15 protein-coding genes are annotated in these 17,602 nt (G+C 71.2%); 1 reads left to right on the top strand and 14 read right to left on the bottom strand.

Features of this window, described 5'->3' with window-relative positions:
* Positions 1–315: 315 nt before the first annotated feature.
* Positions 316–2,391, bottom strand: a complete 2,076-nt coding sequence (locus tag OHU35_RS36365) for an alpha-galactosidase (RefSeq protein WP_405508317.1) — start codon at positions 2,389–2,391, stop codon at positions 316–318.
* A 179-nt stretch (positions 2,392–2,570) separates the two neighbouring features.
* Here OHU35_RS36365 and OHU35_RS36360 point away from each other — a divergent pair, with 179 nt between their 5' ends.
* Positions 2,571–3,368 (top strand): tyrosine-protein phosphatase, encoded by a 798-nt coding sequence (locus tag OHU35_RS36360; RefSeq protein ID WP_189726001.1) that lies wholly within the window; start codon positions 2,571–2,573, stop codon positions 3,366–3,368.
* Between the two features lie 22 nt (positions 3,369–3,390).
* Here OHU35_RS36360 and OHU35_RS36355 read toward each other — a convergent pair whose 3' ends face one another.
* The 13 genes from OHU35_RS36355 to hpnC all read right to left on the bottom strand — a co-directional run bounded on the left by OHU35_RS36355 (position 3,391) and on the right by hpnC (position 17,321).
* Positions 3,391–3,510, bottom strand: coding sequence for a DUF6126 family protein (locus OHU35_RS36355; RefSeq protein WP_189726002.1), 120 nt, complete (start codon positions 3,508–3,510; stop codon positions 3,391–3,393).
* Positions 3,507–4,163, bottom strand: coding sequence for a helix-turn-helix domain-containing protein (locus OHU35_RS36350; protein WP_189726003.1), 657 nt, complete (start codon positions 4,161–4,163; stop codon positions 3,507–3,509). Before OHU35_RS36350 ends, OHU35_RS36355 begins: the two co-directional genes overlap by 4 nt.
* A gap of 72 nt (positions 4,164–4,235) precedes the next feature.
* Entirely contained in the window at positions 4,236–5,651 is a 1,416-nt protein-coding gene (locus OHU35_RS36345) for an aspartate aminotransferase family protein (RefSeq protein ID WP_189726004.1), read from the bottom strand.
* Complete coding sequence (dxs, locus tag OHU35_RS36340; RefSeq protein WP_359889603.1) at positions 5,648–7,543, bottom strand: 1-deoxy-D-xylulose-5-phosphate synthase; 1,896 nt, start codon at positions 7,541–7,543, stop codon at positions 5,648–5,650. The genes OHU35_RS36345 and dxs overlap by 4 nt, the downstream gene beginning before the upstream one ends.
* Positions 7,544–7,570: 27 nt before the next feature.
* Positions 7,571–8,728, bottom strand: coding sequence for a flavodoxin-dependent (E)-4-hydroxy-3-methylbut-2-enyl-diphosphate synthase (gene ispG, locus OHU35_RS36335; RefSeq protein WP_189726006.1), 1,158 nt, complete (start codon positions 8,726–8,728; stop codon positions 7,571–7,573).
* Between the two features lie 5 nt (positions 8,729–8,733).
* Positions 8,734–9,756, bottom strand: coding sequence for an adenosyl-hopene transferase HpnH (hpnH, locus tag OHU35_RS36330; protein WP_189726007.1), 1,023 nt, complete (start codon positions 9,754–9,756; stop codon positions 8,734–8,736).
* 5 nt (positions 9,757–9,761) lie between these two features.
* A complete protein-coding gene (locus OHU35_RS36325; RefSeq protein ID WP_189726008.1) occupies positions 9,762–10,403 on the bottom strand; it encodes a 1-hydroxy-2-methyl-2-butenyl 4-diphosphate reductase in 642 nt (213 codons plus the stop codon).
* Positions 10,403–12,397, bottom strand: a complete 1,995-nt coding sequence (gene shc / locus OHU35_RS36320) for a squalene--hopene cyclase (RefSeq protein ID WP_405508313.1) — start codon at positions 12,395–12,397, stop codon at positions 10,403–10,405. Before shc ends, OHU35_RS36325 begins: the two co-directional genes overlap by 1 nt.
* Before the next feature lie 122 nt (positions 12,398–12,519).
* Positions 12,520–13,584 carry a polyprenyl synthetase family protein gene (locus OHU35_RS36315; protein ID WP_189726307.1) on the bottom strand — a complete coding sequence of 355 codons (1,065 nt, stop codon included), beginning with the start codon at positions 13,582–13,584 and terminating at the stop codon, positions 12,520–12,522.
* Positions 13,585–13,661: 77 nt separating this feature from the next.
* Complete coding sequence (gene hpnE, locus OHU35_RS36310; protein WP_189726010.1) at positions 13,662–15,074, bottom strand: hydroxysqualene dehydroxylase HpnE; 1,413 nt, start codon at positions 15,072–15,074, stop codon at positions 13,662–13,664.
* Positions 15,071–15,475 carry a DUF6380 family protein gene (locus tag OHU35_RS36305; protein WP_189726011.1) on the bottom strand — a complete coding sequence of 135 codons (405 nt, stop codon included), beginning with the start codon at positions 15,473–15,475 and terminating at the stop codon, positions 15,071–15,073. Before OHU35_RS36305 ends, hpnE begins: the two co-directional genes overlap by 4 nt.
* On the bottom strand, positions 15,472–16,422 hold the full coding sequence (gene hpnD / locus OHU35_RS36300) for a presqualene diphosphate synthase HpnD (RefSeq protein ID WP_184588092.1): 951 nt from the start codon (positions 16,420–16,422) through the stop codon (positions 15,472–15,474). The genes OHU35_RS36305 and hpnD overlap by 4 nt, the downstream gene beginning before the upstream one ends.
* Entirely contained in the window at positions 16,419–17,321 is a 903-nt protein-coding gene (gene hpnC / locus OHU35_RS36295; RefSeq protein ID WP_189726012.1) for a squalene synthase HpnC, read from the bottom strand. The genes hpnD and hpnC overlap by 4 nt, the downstream gene beginning before the upstream one ends.
* Positions 17,322–17,602 lie beyond the last annotated feature (281 nt).

Genomic DNA, 17,602 nt, shown 5'->3' with positions numbered 1-17,602 from the left:
GGCGGCGGCAGGATTAGGCGTCCGTCCGGATTGGTGTGGAACGTAAGCGACCGAGACGCAATGGGACAAGCTTGCGGTTGCCTGTGAGGGCGTTTTTCTTGACGCGTCGGCACATTTCCCGTCACCGAGCGTGGATTTCCGATCTCTGTTTTTCCTCAATGCCCCTGAATAACGCAAGAATTACGTGAACATGACGACAACACATCGTCACGAATATGACGATGGTCACGCACCCCGACCTCATCTCCTTTACGATCGGGGCACGTTATGCCGAAACACCTTAAGTGCCTTATTCGCCCTATTCGGACAGAACGGCTACTTGCGCTTAAGGCGGACGACCGCGGCATCCAGGTCCCCGCGCAGACCGACTCGCAGCCCGTGATGTGCCAGTACGGCCCCTCGGTGAACTTCGCCCGTTTCGAGGCATTCGTACGCTGCTGTCGGGTCGAGGTCCCGCAGCCGGAGCGCCGGAACGGGCTCGCCGTAGCGCTGCGCCTGGAGCCAGGCGAGGACGACGGTCTCGTCACCGAGGACGTACTGCACCGCGCTCAGGCCGCCCTCCGGGGGCCGCAGCCGGTACAGGTCGCCGCGCTGCACCACGGGCCGGATCTCCTTGTAGAGCCCCACCCACTCCCGCGCCTCGGCGAGCTCCTCCGCCGTCCACCGCGTGAGGTCGCCGCCCACCCCGAGCACCCCGGCCATGGCACTGACGAACCGGAACCGCAGGGAGCTGGCCCGCTGGTTGAGCATGGCGTTCGGGCTGTCGGTGACCCAGGCGGCCATGACCCGGGCCGGATGGATCTGGCTGAAGCCGTGCTGGATGGCGAGCCGGTCGAGCGGGTCGGTGTTGTCGGAGGTCCACACCTGGTCCGTGCGGCCCAGCACCCCGAGGTCGATCCGGCCGCCGCCGCCCGAGCAGGACTCGAAGGCCACCCCGGGGTGGGCCGCCCGCAGCCGGTCCAGCAGGGCGTACAGAGCGCGGACGTGGTCGACCCAGAGCCGCTGCGGGTAGGGGTCGTCCGGCCAGCCGGCGTCGGTGAAGCAGCGGTTGAAGTCCCACTTGACGTAGTCGATCGGCGCGCTGGAGAGCAGCCCGTCGAGCTGCTCCCACAGGTACTCCTGGACGTCCTCGCGGGCGAGGTTCAGCACGAGCTGATTGCGGAATTCCGTCCGCTTTCGTCCTGGTTGGTACTGCACCCAGTCGGGGTGCGCGCGGTACAGGTCGCTGTCCGCGTTGACCATCTCCGGCTCGACCCAGATCCCGAACCGCATGCCGAGACCGCGCACATGGTCGGCGAGCGGCTTCAGCCCGCCCGGGAAGCGGTCGGGATTGGGCGTCCAGTCACCGAGCCCGGCCCGGTCGCTGGTCCGGGACCCGAACCAGCCGTCGTCGACCACGAACAGCTCCACGCCCATCCCGGCGGCCCGCTCGGCGAGCGCCCGCTGCTGCTCCTCCGAGATGTCGAACTCGGTGGCCTCCCAGGAGTTGAACAGCACCGGCCGGTCCCGGTCCGCGTCCGGGACGATGTGGGTCCGCTGGTAGGCGTGCCAGGCGCGGCTCGCCCCGCCGAAGCCGCCGTCGCTCCAGAGCCCGGCGAAGACGGGGGTCGTGTACGACTCGCCCGTGCCGAGCATCAGCAGGCCCGAGTCGTCGTACCCGGCCCCGCCGGTGATCTGCACGCGCGCGTCCGGGAGTTGGGCGACCGCGATCCGCCAGGACCCGGACCAGCCCAGGGCGCAGCCGTAGACCTCCCCGCGCTCCTCGGTCGCGTCGGTGTCGAGCGCGACCCACGGCAGATGCTGGTGGGAGGTGTGGCCGCGGCGGCTGCCGATGACCTTCTCGCCGTAGGTGAGGGCGGAGCGCGCCAGCCGGGACTCTGCGCCCCAGCGGCCGTGCAGCTGGGACAGCCGCCAGGTGTCGCGGTCGGGCAGGGTCCAGGTGGCGGAGTCGGCGCGCAGCACCTCGACGGCCGGTCCGTGGTTCTCCAGGGTCACCCAGCGCTCGACGACATCGGCCGAGGAGCGCATCCGGTAGTGCAGCGTGACGGCCAGGTCTCCGTCGCGGAAGCGGAGCCGCAGCTCGCCGTCCTCGGTGTCATGGCCCTCGTAGGTCCACTCGGTGCCGCGCCGCTCGGCGGTGCGCACGGACAGGGCGGGCCTGGCGAAGCGGGGGCCGCCCTCGACCGGGTACTCCTCGCGCCCGTCGAGCGGGGACTCGAAGGCCCAGTAGTCGGGCAGCGGCCGGACGGCCAGGGCCTCGGCGTCGGCGAGGCCGATCCGGGCACCCCAGTGCAGGTGCAGCAGTTCGTCCCGGTCGGTGACATGGACGGCGTAACTGCTGGCCGGCCCCGAGAGCACCCATGTACGACCGTCTTCGGAGATCTCCAGCATCAAAGCCTCACAGATTCGAACAAGCCCGACCAGGTGCGACCAGGCACGAACATCATCAAGGGCTTCGGGGGCTCCCGGCAACGCCTGTGGACAACTCATTGCCCCAGGCAGGCATGTCGTATCGTCGGGTGGTGCCCGTCGACGAGCCGCGCCGGCGGCGCCGATTGGGAGGAGCCCCCGTGACACAGCAGGTCCCCTCGACCGAACCCGAGCTGGCCGCAGTGCGCAACTTTCGCGATGTGGGCGGACTGCCGACCGTGGACGGACGGCGGGTGCGGCAGGGAGTGCTGTTCCGCAGCGGCCACCTCGCGCACGCGACCGGTGAGGACGCCGCCTTCCTGACCGGCCTGGGCCTGCACACGATCTTCGACTTCCGCAACGAGGCCGACCAGAAGCTCGAGGGGCCGGATGTCGAGCTGCCGGGCGTGCGCAATGTGAACCTGCCGCTGAGCGACCCCGCCGACGGCGCCGAGTTCTGGAAGCTGGTCCGCGACGGCGACCTGGAGCAGCTGCGGGCGATCCTCTCGGACGGCAAGGGCGCGGGCCGGATGATCGCCTCCTACCGCACGATCATCAAGCACCGCACCGCCGAGCACTCGAAGGTGCTGCACGCGCTCGCCGAGGACAGCGTCCCCGCGCTGATGCACTGCGCGGCGGGCAAGGACCGCGCGGGCCTGTCGGTCGCGGTGACGCTGCTCGCGGTGGGCGTAGAGCGCGAGGCGATCGTCGAGGACTACCTGAAGTCGAACGCCAAGCACCGCCGCTACAAGGTGCGGCGCAGCGGCTCCGCCGACTCGGCCTACTCCCCCGAGGTCATGGAGCTGCTCAGCCCCCTGTTCGACGCGCGCGCCGAGTATCTGACGGCGGCCTTCGACACCATCGAGGAGACCTGGGGCGGCGTCGAAGCCTATCTGGAGAAGGGCCTCGAGATAGCTCCGGAGACCCGCGAGAGCCTGCGTGAGCGACTGCTCGACTGACGGACGGCACGGCCCCGGCGGGCTACTTGGCCCCCAGCTCGAACAGCAGGTACACGAAGGCCGCGAAGAGGTGTCCCACGACGAGGTAGACGAGCAGGCGCACCCACAGGGCGCGGGGGAACTTCTCCTCCATGTCCTTCACGGCGTGTCTCCAGGGGTGGGGCCCAGGCACAGGGTGGCCGTCGGGCTCTGCATCAGGGTGTGGACGAAGAGCAGCTCGACGCCGTCCTGGTCCTCGGCGGCGATCCGGTGCGGGGTGAGCGAGTCGAAGTGGGCGCTGTCGCCGGGCGCCAGCCGGTGGGTGGCGTCCCCGAGGCGCAGCCGCAGCCGGCCCCGCAGCACATGGAGCCACTCCTCGCCCGGGTGGACGCGCACGATGTCGCCCTGGGAGCCGTACGGCACATGGACGCGCAGGGCCTGCATCCCGCGCCCGGAGGCGCCGGCCTGCCAGTACGTCCAGCCGCCCGCCGTGGTCGGTTCCATGTCGGCCGCGCGAACGACGGCGTCCCGGCCGGCGACCGTCTCACCGAGCAGTTCGGAGACGGTCGTACCGTAGACGCGGGCGAGCGCGAGCAGCATCGGCAGCGAGGGCTGGCGCTGCCCGGTCTCCAGACGGGAGAGGTGGGCGGGCGACAGCCCGGCGGCGCGGGCCGCGGCCTCCAGGGTCAGGGAGGCCTGGCGCCGCAGCGCGCGCAGTTGCGGGGCGACGGCGGGCAGCGCGCCGGACTGTTCGGCCGGCGAGTCGGACCCGGAGGACCCGGAGGACCCGGACCGCTCGGTCTCGGAGGAACTCATGCCTCCATTCAGCCGGAGGCTTGCCTCAGCGGCAACTTTCTTGCCTCAGAGGCAAAACCCGCAAACCCGCGCCTAGCGGTTGGCCACCGCCTGCTTGACCAGGGTCTTCCCGAAGTCCCACACCAGACCGCCGTTGTGCGCGTCGTCCATCACGGCGGTGAAGGCGTCGACGAAGCGGTCCACCTCCCGCTCGCCGATGATCAGCGGCGGGATCAGCTTGATCACCTCCATGTGGTCGCCGGAGACCTGGGTGAGGATCCGGTGCCGCTGGAGCAGCGGTACGACGACCATCTGCGCGAACAGTCCCTTGCGCGCGGCCTGGAGCATGGCCCAGCGGCTGCGCAGCTTCAGCGACTTCGGGCGGCCGAACTCGATGCCGATCATCAGGCCCCGGCCGCGGACGTCGGCGAGCATCTCGTACCGGTCCGTCAGTGCCGCCAGCCGGGACCTGAGCTGTTCTCCGGTGGCACGGACGTTGGCCACGACCTGCTCGTTCTCCATCACCGACAGCACCGCAAGGCCCGCCGCCATGGCCTGCGCGTTGGACCCGAAGCTCGCCGAGTGGACCAGGACCCGGTCCATGGACGAGTAGACCTTCTTGAAGATCCAGTCCTTGCCGAGCGTGGCGCCGACCGGTACGTAGCCGCCGGAGAGCGCCTTGGCCACGCACACCAGGTCGGGTTCCACGCCGTCCTCGTGCTGGTAGCCGTAGAAGTCGCCGGTCCGGCCGAGGCCGGTCTGCACCTCGTCGGCGATGAGCAGCGCCTTGTGCCGGTGCAGCAGCTCCTGGGCGGCGAGCAGATAACCGGGCGGGGCCGCCAGCACGCCCTTGCCCTGGATCGGCTCGACGATCAGGGCGGCGACGTCGCCCTTCTTCAGCTCCCGTGCCAGCGCGTCGAGGTCGCCGAGCGGTACGGCCGTGTCGGGCAGCAGCGGGGCGAAGCCGTCGCGGAAGCCGGACTCGCCGTTCACGGAGAGGGAGCCGGTGGTCAGGCCGTGGAAGGCGTGTGCGCAGTACAGGATCCTGGGTCTGCCGGTGACGAACCGGGCGAACTTCAGCGCTCCCTCGACCGCCTCCGTGCCGCTGTTGCCGAAGAACACCCGGTCCAGGTGCGGGCTGTGCGCGAGCAGCTTCTCGGCCAGCAGGCCGGGCAGCGGCTGGCAGTCGAACCGGGTGAGGTCGGCGAGCCGGGCGTCCAGGACGTCGTGCAGGGCCTTGCGTACGACGGGGTGGTGGCGGCCGATGCCCATCACCCCGAACCCGGCGAGCATGTCGAGGTAGTCGTTGCCGTCCGCGTCGTAGAAGTAGGCGCCCTCGGCGCGCTCGTAGACCTTGTCGAAGCCGATGGTGTGCAGCATGCGCGGGAGCTGGTGGTTGAGGTACCTGCTGTGCAGCTCGTAGCGCTCGGCCGCGCGCTCGGCCAGCAGCTTGCCGAGGTCGAACTCCCCGGCCTGCGACGACTCCGACGCGGACTCGGCGGTTGTCATTCCAGTGGCTCCTTGGACAGCTCTTGCTTGACGGCCAGGCTCGCGCTGATCCGTCCGGCGATCTCGACGGGGGTCAGGCCGATGTCGGCGAGCACCTCGCCGCGCTTGGCGTGCGCGAGGAACTGCTCCGGGATGCCGAAGCGCCGTACCGGTACGTCGACGTCGGCGTCGCCGAGGGCCAGCGCCACGGCCGAGCCGACCCCGGCCGCCCGGCTGTTGTCCTCGACGACGGCGACCAGGCGGTGTTCGGCGGCGAGGCCCGGGAGCGCCGGGTCGACGGGCTTGACCCAGCGGGGGTCGACGACGGTGCAGCCGATGCCGCGGGCTTCGAGCAGTTCGGCGGCCTGGAGGCAGACGGGCGCCATCACGCCCACGGCCACCAGGAGAACCCGCGGCTCCGCAGGACGGTGCAGCACGTCCAGTCCGCCCACCCGGTCGAGAGCCGGGACCGACGGACCGACGGACTCCTTCGGGAAGCGCAGCAGGGTCGGGGCGTCGTCGACGGCGACCGCCTCGCGCAGCTGGGCGCGCAGCTGGTCGGCGTCGCGCGGCGCAGCGATCCTCAGGCCGGGGACGACCTGGAGGACGGACATGTCCCACATGCCGTTGTGGGAGGCCCCGTCGACGCCGGTGACCCCGGCCCGGTCCAGGACGAAGGTCACCCCGCAGCGGTGCAGGGCCACGTCCATCAGAAGCTGGTCGAAGGCACGGTTGAGGAAGGTGGCGTAGACGGCGACGACCGGGTGCAGGCCGCCCGTCGCCAGGCCCGCCGCGGACACGGCCGCGTGCTGCTCGGCGATGCCGACGTCCCACACCCGGTCCGGGAACCGCTCGGCGAAGCCGCCGAGGCCGACCGGATGCAGCATGGCGGCGGTGATCGCGACGACGTCGTCCCGCTCCTCGCCGATCCTGACGATCTCGTCGCCGAAGACGGAGGTCCAGGAGGGGCCGCCCGCCGGTGAGAGCGGCGCGCAGGTCAGCGGGTCCATGACGCCGACGGTGTGGAAGTGGTCCTCCTCGTGGGCGAGGGCGGGTTCGTAGCCGCGGCCCTTCTCGGTGAGGCAGTGGACGAGGACCGGCCCGTGGAAGCGTTTCGCGCGCCGCAGGGCGGACTCCACGGCCCCGATGTCGTGCCCGTCGATCGGGCCGACGTACTTCAGGCCGAGGTCCTCGAACAGGCCCTGCGGGGCGAAGGCGTCCTTGAAGCCCTTCTTCGCTCCGTGCAGGGCCTCGTAGAGGGTGTGGCCGACCAGGGGCGTGCCCTGGAGCACGTCCTTGCCCCAGGCCAGGACCCGTTCGTAGCTGTCGGTCGTGCGGAGGGTCGCGAGGTGGTTGGCGAGGCCGCCGATGGTGGGGGCGTAGGAGCGTTCGTTGTCGTTGACGACGATGATCAGCGGCCGGTTCTTGGCGGCCGCGATGTTGTTCAGGGCCTCCCAGGCCATGCCGCCGGTCAGGGCGCCGTCGCCGATGACCGCGACGACATGGCCCTTCTCCCCCTGTACCTGGCGGGCCTTGGCGAGCCCGTCGGCCCAGCCGAGGGCCGTGGAGGCGTGGCTGTTCTCGATGACGTCGTGCTCGGACTCCGCGCGTGAGGGGTAGCCGGACAGGCCGCCCTTGCCGCGCAGTTTGGAGAAGTCCTGCCGTCCCGTCAGAAGCTTGTGGACATAGCTCTGGTGGCCGGTGTCCCACAGGATGCGGTCGACCGGTGACTCGAAGACCCGGTGCAGGGCCACGGTGAGCTCCACCACGCCCAGGTTGGGTCCCAGATGGCCGCCGGTCCTGGCGACCGCGTGCACCAGGAACTCCCTGATCTCCTCGGACAGTTCACCGAGTTCCCCCTCGGACAGCGCCTTCAGATCGCGCGGTCCCCGGATGCTCTCCAGAATCGTCACGTCGGGCCCCCTTCGGTTCCGTGCTGTTCAGCTCACGGTGACGGCGGGCTCCCCCGGCCCCGCGCCGTCCTGCTCCATCTGCTCGGCGATCTTCATCGCCTCTTCGATCAGCGTCTCGACGATCTTCGACTCGGGGACGGTCTTGATGACCTCGCCCTTCACGAAGATCTGCCCCTTGCCGTTGCCGGAGGCCACCCCCAGATCGGCCTCCCGCGCCTCGCCGGGGCCATTGACCACACACCCCATGACGGCGACCCGCAGCGGCACCTCCATGCCGTCGAGCCCGGCCGTGACCTCCTCGGCCAGCTTGTAGACGTCGACCTGGGCGCGCCCGCAGGACGGGCACGACACGATCTCCAGCCGGCGCTCCTTGAGCCCGAGGGACTGCAGGATCTGGATGCCGACCTTGACCTCCTCGGCCGGCGGGGCCGACAGCGACACCCGGATCGTGTCGCCGATGCCCCGCGACAGCAGTGCGCCGAACGCCACCGCGGACTTGATCGTGCCCTGGAAGGCCGGGCCCGCCTCCGTCACCCCCAGGTGCAGCGGGTAGTCGCACTGCTCGGCGAGCTGCTGGTACGCCTCGATCATCACGACCGGGTCGTTGTGCTTGACGGAGATCTTGATGTCCCGGAAGCCGTGCTCCTCGAACAGCGAGGCCTCCCACAGCGCGCTCTCCACCAGCGCCTCCGGGGTCGCCTTGCCGTACTTCTGGAGCAGGCGCCGGTCCAGCGACCCGGCGTTGACGCCGATCCGGATCGGGGTGCCGTGGTCCCTGGCGGCCTGCGCGATCTCCTTGATCCGATCGTCGAACTGCTTGATGTTGCCGGGGTTGACGCGGACGGCCGCGCAACCCGCCTCGATGGCCGCGAACACGTACTTCGGCTGGAAGTGGATGTCCGCGATGACCGGGATCTGCGACTTGCGGGCGATGGTCGCGAGCGCGTCCGCGTCGTCCTGGGTCGGGCAGGCGACCCGGACGATCTGGCAGCCGGACGCGGTGAGTTCGGCGATCTGCTGCAGGGTGGCGCCGATGTCCGACGTACGGGTCGTCGTCATCGACTGCACCGACACCGGGGCCCCGCCCCCGACCGCCACCGGACCGACCTGGATCCGGCGCGACACGCGCCGCTCGGCGATCGGCCGGGCCGGCACCTCGGGGACACCCAGCGAAATGGCGGTCATGGCATCTACTCCCGGTTCCCGGAGACCGTCTCGCGCAGGGCGCGCAGGGACTCCTTCAGCGATCCCATGGTGGCGAGCACGGCGGTGGGCTCGTAGCCGCAGTGCGCCATGCAGTTGGCACAGCGCGGGTCCTTGCCGCGTCCGTACTTGTCCCAGTCGGTGTCCTCGACCAGCTCCCGGTACGTCGGCACGTACCCGTCGCTCATCAGATAGCAGGGGCGCTGCCAGCCGAACAGCGAGTAGTTCGGGATGGCCCACGCCGTGCACGGGAAGTCGACCTTGCCCTCCAGGAAGTCCAGGAAGAGCGGGGAGTGGTTGAGCCGCCAGCGCCGCCGGTTGCCGCCCGCGAAGGCCTTCTTGAACAGCTCGCGGGTCTGCTCCACACCGAGGAAGTGCTCCTGGTCGGGGGCCTTCTCGTAGGCATAGGCGGGCGAGATCATCATCTCGTCGACCTTGAGGTCGTCGTTGAGGAAGTTCAGCACCTCGATGATGGTCTGCGGGGTGTCGGTGTTGAAGAAGGTCGAGTTGGTGGTCACCCGGAAGCCGCGCCGCTTGGCCTCCTTGATGGCCTCCACGGCCTCGTCGAAGACGCCCTCCTTCGCCACCGACTCGTCGTGCCGCTCGCGCAGCCCGTCGATGTGCACCGCGAAGGCGAAATAGGGGGAGGGCTTGAAGTTGTCCATCTTCTTGCGCATGAGCAGCGCGTTGGTGCACAGGAAGACGTACTTCCGCCTGGCCACCAGCTGACGCACGATCTCGTCGATCTGGGGGTGCATCAGGGGCTCGCCACCGGCGATGGACACCATGGGGGCACCGGACTCCAGCACCGCTCCGACCGCCTGCGCGACCGGCATCCGCTGCTTGAGCACCCCGGCCGGGTGCTGGATCTTTCCGCACCCCTCGCACTTGAGGTTGCAGGCGAACAGCGGCTCCAGCTCGACGATCAGCGGGAACTTGTCCCGTCGGCGGAGCTTCTGTTCAGCCAAATATGTAGCGACCTTGATGGACTGTCGAAGCGGCATGGCCATCTGGCTCACCTCCTGGGGAGCAGCAAGGAACGGTGCCATTCGAAGAAAGCGGGAAGGACGGAACGAAGGACACGGAAAGCTGATATTCCACCGCGCACCGTGCCGATCCGGACGAGTTCATGTTCTGGAGCGTCCACGACCACCCGGACGGCCGCAACCGGGCGCTCGCCCGCGCGCACGGCGCTCAGGAGCGTGACGGCGGACTCCATGTCGACCGCGATCGCGCCGGTGGCGAGGAGATCGGACCGTTCGGGACCGCGTACGACGTGGTCGGAGCCGGTGAGCGGCCCGGTGTGCACGGTCCGCCCGGGTACGGCCCGGGCCAGCTCCTTGACCAGCAGCTCGGTCCCCACGCAGGCGGTCGTGCCACGCGGATCACGGGTCTCCTCGGCGACGACCAGGTCACCGGGGTGCATGCCGGGCGCGAGGCCCGCGCAGAAGCCGGTGGCCAGGACGGCGGCGTCGCGCAGGGCCGGATCGGCGAGCATCCGGGTGACGGACCGCTCGGCCGCCGCCGGCCCCATGCCCGTGCGCAGCACGGTGACCGGCCCGCCGGCGCCACCTCGGTCGCCCGCGCGCAGGGCGAACTGCTCGATGCCGAGCGCGCAGGCGATCAGCAGCGGGACCGAGGCGGGCTGGGTGCTCATCAGCTCCCCTTGTGCCGGTCGGCGAAGGGCTCCCCGTGGACGTACCGGCCGAGCGCGGTGAGCGGGAACACCTGCCGGTAGAGGTGGTAGTTGATCGAGAAGTCCCACGGGAAGCCCGTCCCCGTGAAGTACGGCTCGTCCCAGGAGCCGTCCGGCCGCTGGGTGGCGGCGAGCCACTCGACGCCGCGTTCGACGGCCTTGGAGTCCCGCTCCCCCGCAGCGAGCAGGGCCATCAGGGCCCACGCCGTCTGGGAGGCGGTCGAGGCGCCCTTGCCGCTCCACTCCTTGGCGTCGTGGTAGGAGCGCAGGTCCTCGCCCCAGCCGCCGTCGTCGTTCTGGACCGTCTCCAGCCAGGCCACGGCCCGCCGGATCGCCGGGTGCGCGGCGGGGATGCCCGCGGCCACCAGGGCGGGTACGACGGATCCGGTGCCGTAGACGTAGTTGACGCCCCAGCGCCCGAACCACGAGCCGTCCGGCTCCTGTTCGGCCAGCAGCCACTCGATGCCGCGCCGGGTGCGCGGGTGGTGGGCGAGTCCTTCCACCGCGAGCATCTCGACGACGTGCGCGGTGACATCGGCGGAGGGCGGGTCGATGACCTCGCCGAAGTCGCAGAACGGCAGGCGGTTCGGGAACGGGCTGGTGTTGTCGACGTCGAAGGCGGCCCACGCGCCGTTCTTCGACTGCATGCCGAGGGTCCAGCGCATTCCGCGCCCGATGGCCTTGTCGATCCGCCCCGGGTCGTGGTGGGTGATCCGGCGCAGCGCGAGGATCACCTCGGCGGTGTCGTCGATGTCGGGGTAGTTGTCGTTGTGGAACTCGAACGCCCAGCCGCCGGGCGGCAGTCCGGGCCGCTTGACGGACCAGTCGCCGGGTCTGACGATCTCCTCGCCCAGCATCCAGTCCGCGGCCTTCACCAACTGGGGGTGGTCGGCGGGCAGTCCGGCGTCGACGAGCGCGATCGCGGCGAGGCAGGTGTCCCAGACCGGCGACTGGCAGGCCTCGATCATCCGGGCCCCGTCCTCGCGCCACACGGCGAACCGGTCCAGGGACGCCAGCCCCTCCCGCATCACGGGGTGCTGGAGGTCGTAGCCGAGCAGGTGCAGGGCGATGATCGAGTACACGGCGGGCGGCTGGATGCCACCCCAGCAGCCGTCGTTCTCCTGCCGCTCGACGATCCAGCGGGCGGCGCTGTTCATGGCGGCTCTGCGCAGCCGGCGCGGGGCGACCTTCCGCAGGGCGTGCAGGCCCTTGTCCATCCGCTGGAAGGCGCCGTCCCAACTGGCCACCGGGGCAAGGGGCTTGGCGGGGTTGGGAGCGGCCGGGTCGGTGTGCAGCTCGTCGAGCGGGAAGGGCGCGGGGCGTACCGGCCGCTTCGCGGAGACGATCGTCAGCGGCACGATCGTCTGCCGGGCCCAGCAGCCGAAGTCGTAGATGTTGAGCGGCAGCCACTTCGGGAACCAGATGAGTTCCGGCGGGAGTTCGGGCAGGTCCTCCCACTTCCACCAGCCGAACAGCGCGAGCCAGATCCGGGTGAAGACCCGGGCGGCGGCGATGCCGCCCCGCTCTCGGATCCAGGCAGAGGCCTTGGCCATGTGGGGCGCGTCGGGCGCGTCGCCCGCCAGACGGAGGGCGACGTAGGCCTCGACGCTGGCGGAGAGCTCGCCGGGGCCGCCGTAGAAGGTGGCCCAGGCGCCGTCGTCACGCTGCTCGCCGCGGATGAAGAGGGCCGCGGCCTGGGTGGTCTTCTCGTCGCGGATGCCCAGGAACTGACGGAGCAGCAGATCCTCGGCGTCCATCGTGACGTTGGTCTCGAGGTCGCCCTTCCACCAGCCCTCGGCGTCCTGGCGGGAGAGCAGGAAGTCGGTGGCGCGCCGGGCGGCGCGTGCGGCGGCTTCTGGTACCCCGGCCGCCGCGGGGATGTCGGTGTCGTGTTCGCTGGCCGCGGCGGCGCGGGGTGGCAGGGCCCCGGTGCTTCCGTCGGTCGTCGCTGTCATGGCTTCCCCTTCGTGCAGTGGTGCAAGGTGTGCAGCTGCTGTGGGTCCGCCGTCGGCCGGTGCTCCGTGCTGTCTCGCGGCACCGGCCGGCGACTACGCGAGGGCTATTCGACCGATAGTGATCATCTCTTTCGTACGACGACGAAGTCGGCGAGCGCCGCGAACTGGTCCCGCACCCGGTCGGGCATGTCGACGGCGTCGAGGGCTTCGATGGCGATGGTGTGCTGACGGCGTGCCTCGTCGGCGGTCCACTCGCGGCCGCCCGCCTCCTCGATGAGGGCGGCGCGGGCCGCGAACTCCTCCTCGGAGAAATTCTCGAAGTCGCTCGCCTTGGCGTCGGCGGCGAGGATCTCGCCGAGCCGCTCGGAGGCGGAGCCGCCCGCCGCGAGGGCGGCCACGACCGGCAGCGACTTCTTGCGCTGGCGCAGGTCGCTCCAGGTCTGCTTGCCGGTGGAGACCGGGTCGCCCCAGATGCCGAGGAGGTCGTCGACGGCCTGGAAGGCGAGGCCCAGGTGGTAGCCGTACTTCTCCAGCGTGTCGGCGGTGCGGTCGTCGGCGCCGCCGAGCACCGCGCCGATGGAGCTGGCGCAGGCGAGCAGGGCACCGGTCTTGTTGCCCTCCATCTCCAGGCACTCCTCGACGGTGACGCGGTCGCGGTGCTCGTAGGAGATGTCCTGGGCCTGACCGTCGATCAGGGCGCGGCTGGCGGTGGTCAGACGGCGGGTGGCGCGGCCGGCCTCGACGGTGCCGAGCTCGAGGAGCACCTCGTTGGCGAGGGCGAACAGGGCGTCGCCGACCAGGATGGCCTGGGCGGGGCCGTGCACCTTCCAGACCGTGTCGCGGTGACGGCGCTGCTCGTCGCCGTCCATCAGGTCGTCGTGGAGGAGGGAGAAGTTGTGGACGAGTTCCACGGCGACGGCGCCGGGGATGCCGGTCTCGGGGGCGGCGGACATGACCTCGGCGGACAGCACCGCGAGGGCGGGGCGTACGGCCTTGCCGCCGTCCCCCGCCGTGGGCCTGCCCTGGGCGTCGATCCATCCGAAGTGGTAGGCGGCAACAGTGTCCATGGGAGGTGCCAGGCGGTCGATGGCCGCCCGCAGTACCGGCATGGCCAGGGTCCGACCGCGCTCCAGGAGCGCGGCCACGTCCACCGCGGTCTCTCGAGCGGCCTTCGAGGCCGGGGGCACAGTGGGCACAGTCTCTCCTCTTGTTGCGGTACCAGAGGTGCGGGGGCCGCCTGCCGTGTGGTGCTGGTGGTCGAGCATCACGCCGCCTCCTCGAACTCGAAGAGGTGGCGTGGGCGGGGCCGGCCCAGGGCGCCCAGCACGGCGTCCGCCGCACCGACTCCACTGCGGACCGCACTCTCCATGGTCGCGGGCCACCCGGTGGCGGTCCACGCTCCGGCCAGGTAGAGGCCGGATGCCTTGGTGCGGGCACCGGGCCTGAGGCGCCCGACGCCGGGGGTGGGAGCGAAGGTCGCGGTGCGCTCCCGGGTGACGAAGAAGTCCTTCACCTCGGCGCCGCGGGTCAGGGGCAGCAGCCGCTCCAGCTCGGGCAGGTACCGCTCGCGCAGCACGGCCACGGGCTCGTCGATCTCGTCCTGGGCCGCCGACTGGGACAGGGCGAGGTACTGCCCCTCGCGCAGCCCGGACGCCTCGGTCCGGTCGAAGACCCACTGCACCGGGGAGCCGAGGGCGGTGAAGAACGGCCGGGCGAGCACCTTCCGGTCGTACACCACATGGACGTTGAGGATCGGCGCGGTGCCGATCTCCAGGAGCCGCTCGGGGGCGTCCAGGGCCCCCTCGGGCAGCAGGTCGTAGGCCTCGCGCTGCGGTACGGCGAACACCACCGCGTCCGCCTCCAGCGTCTCGCCGGGAACCTGAACGCTCCACCCGCCGTTCGCGTTCTCGGCGACGGAGGTGACTCGTGTACGGACCTCGGTGCGGACGCCCGCGGAGTCCAGGGCCTTGCGGGCCAGCCGGTCGTGCAGCTCGCCGAGCGGGACGTGCGCCCAGCCGATGTCGGCCGCGCCCGGTTCGGACAGCAGACCGGTCTTGAACACCATCGCGGCGAGCCCCAGGGAGGAGTCGCCCGCGACCGCGTTGAGGGTGGCGACCCCGACCAGGTCCCACAGGGCCTCGACGGCACGCGCCGACTGGCCGTGCGCGGCCAGCCAGCTGCCGAAGTCCTGTGCGTCCAGCGCCGGATCGGCGAGGTCGAGTCCCTTGAGTGCGAGCGCGGCCCGGCCCACCTTGGCGCGGTCGGCGAGCGACAGGTGCGGGTAGGTGGCGAGGCTGCGCCCCAGATGCAGGGGCACGGGCAGCGCGTCGCGCCGCAGCCTGCCGAGCCGGCGCCCCTCGGGCCGCGCGACGTCCAGGACGGGTACGTCGAGGCGGTCCTGCAGCGGAGCCAGCGCCGCGCCCTCGATGCGGTCGAGGAACCAGCGGTAGGCGGTGCAGCAGCGCAGGTACACGTGCTGTCCGTTGTCGACGGTCAGATCGCCGCGCTGGAAGGAGAAGGCCAGTCCGCCGAGTCTCGGCCTGCCCTCCAGCAGGGTGACGCGCACTCCGGCGTCGGCGAGCGCGAGCGCGGTGGTGATACCGGCGAGCCCGCCGCCCACCACGACGGTGTGCCGTCCGTCCGCGACCGGTCCCTGGGACCGCGTGCCGTGGGTCATCGCGCACCCTCCCCTGAGCGGCGGCCGTGCGCCGAGAACGGTGCGGGACCGGCCGTCTCCGTCTGGGACGCGACGACGCGACGGAGGGTTGCCCACCGCTTGTCTCCGACGGTGTGGCGGAGAGGGACGTTGAGGCCGCGTCGGGCCGCGGCCACACCGGCGGGACCGCCCGGCCCGGTGCCGGCGACCGTGACGCGTCCCCGACGGTGGAGTGCGGAAGACCCTGGCCGGGCTTCCCGGCAGGCGCGCGGCTCGCGCACCGCGATGACGCCGAAGGCGTCCAGCCCCTCGCGGGCCTCCCGCCAAGCGTGCGGGTCACGCGCGGGCGTGCCCGTCGACGCCGCACGGCGGGCGGGCGCCTCGTCGCCGGTGGCCTCTTCCTGGTCCTGTTCCCTCGTCACGCACGCCTCCTGACGGCCCGTCGCGTCACATGCCGGGCGTCCAGGCCGGACAGGCCGCGTACGGCGACGTACGCCTTCTCCCGGCCGGGGAGGGAGACGCGGCCGCGCAGCACGGCCTCCGGGTCGCGCTCGATGCGGTCGAGGAGACGGCGGTAGATGCCGGCCATGGCGGCGACACAGGCGCCGCTGCGCCGGTCGAGCATGGGGAGCAGCCGATACCCCTCGGCGAACAGAGCGCGGGCCCGTCGCACTTCGAAGTGCACGAGGCCCGCGAAGTCGGAGCCCTCCGGTGGCCGCGGCCCGCTGAAGCCGGCCGAGCAGCCGAACTTGGCGAGGTCGTCGGCCGGCAGGTAGGTACGCCCGCCCACGGCGTCCTCGCGCACGTCTCTGAGGATGTTGGTGAGCTGAAGCGCGAGCCCGAGCGTGTCGGCATACTCGGGCGCGCGGTCGACGCCGCGCGCCCCCGGCTCCGTGCCGAACACACCGAGCGAGAGGCGCCCGATGGCGCCCGCGACACAGCGGCAGTAGACCTTCAGGTCGTCCCAGGTCTCGTACGTCTCGCCGCGGACGTCCATCAGGACGCCGTCGATGAGCTCGTCCAGGCCGCCCAGCGGGATCGGGAAGGCCCCGGCGGCGTGCGTGAGCGCGACGGCGACGGGGTCGATGTCGTCCTCGTCGACCTCGCCCTCACGGATCCGGGTGAGCAGCGCCCGGGTCTCCTCCATCCTGGCGACCTTGACATCGTGGGCGAGCGCGCCGTCGCCGATGTCGTCGACCCGCCGCGAGAACGCGTACAGCGCCGACATCGCACGGCGCTGAGGCGTCGGCAGCAGCCGGATGCCGTAGGCGAAGTTACGGGCCTGCCGCCCGGTGACGGCCTCGCAGTAGCTGTAGGCGGCGAGTACCGGTGGGGACGCGTGTGGTTCCGACTCCACGGTCCGGATCACCCCTCTCCTCGCAGAGTCACGCCCACCTCACGCAGCAACCGGACCTTGCCGGGCTTGGGCGGGCCGGGAAGTACGTCGTATTCGGCGGCGGCGATCGCGTGCACGGCCGCCCTTCCCCCCGCCACGAACCCCGCGAGCAGCAGCTTCAACCTGCCGTGGACGCTACCCACCAGGGGGGCGCCTTCATTCAGGAGATCCCGGGCCCTTTGCGCTTCATACGCAATCAGCGCACGGACTGACGCTCCGGCAGATTTCGTGGCGAGATCCGCCTCCTGGACGTGAAATCGCTTCATGTCGGCGGCGGGCAGGTAGACGCGGTCGCGGCCGAGGTCCTCGGCCACGTCCTGGAGGTGCTCGACGATCTGCAGGGCCGTGCAGATCATGTCGGAGCGGCGGATCCGCTCGGGCGTCGAGGTGCCGGTGACGGAGAGGACGAGACGGCCGACGGGGTTGGCGGAGAGCTCGCAGTAGGCGAGGAGATCGTCGTACGTCTCGTACCGGGCGACCAGCTGGTCCTGGCGGTTGGCGGCGATCAGGCCGAGGAACGGCTCCGGGGTCAGCGAGCAACGGCGGACGGTCGGCTGGAGACGGCGCAGCAGGGGGTGGCGCGGGGTCGAGTCGAAGACCCTGCGCAGGTCGGCCTCGAAGGCGTCCAGCAGGACCAGCCGGTCCTCGGCGTCCTGCGGGGACACGCCGAGCAGCCGGGCGTCGGCACCACCGGGGGCCAGGTCGCCGTCGCCGATGTCGTCGACCAGGCGGGCGAAGCCGTAGACGGCCATGAGGTCGGTGCGCCAGGCCCGGGGCAGGAAGAACGGGGCCACCGGGAAGTTCTCGCCCGCGGCCTTGTCGAGGGTGCCGCGCTCCGGGTCGAGGGCGCGCGCCGTGCCGGTTCCCGTCACCGCCGGCTGCCCGGCGCGGGGACGGCACGTGCTGCGTGGAGCTGGGGAGTATCCGTAGCCATTGCCGTCACATCTCCCGTTCTACACTGCCGACCCAATACACACTATTTCGGACACGCCGCCCAGCCGCCCGCACGGCTGCCCTACGGGCGGTGTCGCGCATTATCGCCCTGATTGCCGTGTTTCGGGACCCGTACAGCTTACGTTGTACAACGTGTCGGGGTTCGCCAGGGTGTCCCGCACATCACGAGAACGCACCGATTGGCCCCAAGCTTCCTGAG

The sequence above is a fragment of the Streptomyces purpurascens genome (assembly GCF_045040895.1).
Classification (GTDB): Bacteria; Actinomycetota; Actinomycetes; order Streptomycetales; family Streptomycetaceae; genus Streptomyces; species Streptomyces purpurascens.
The sequence above is the reverse complement of the archived record's forward strand: the minus strand, read 5'-3'. Positions and strand labels throughout refer to the sequence as shown.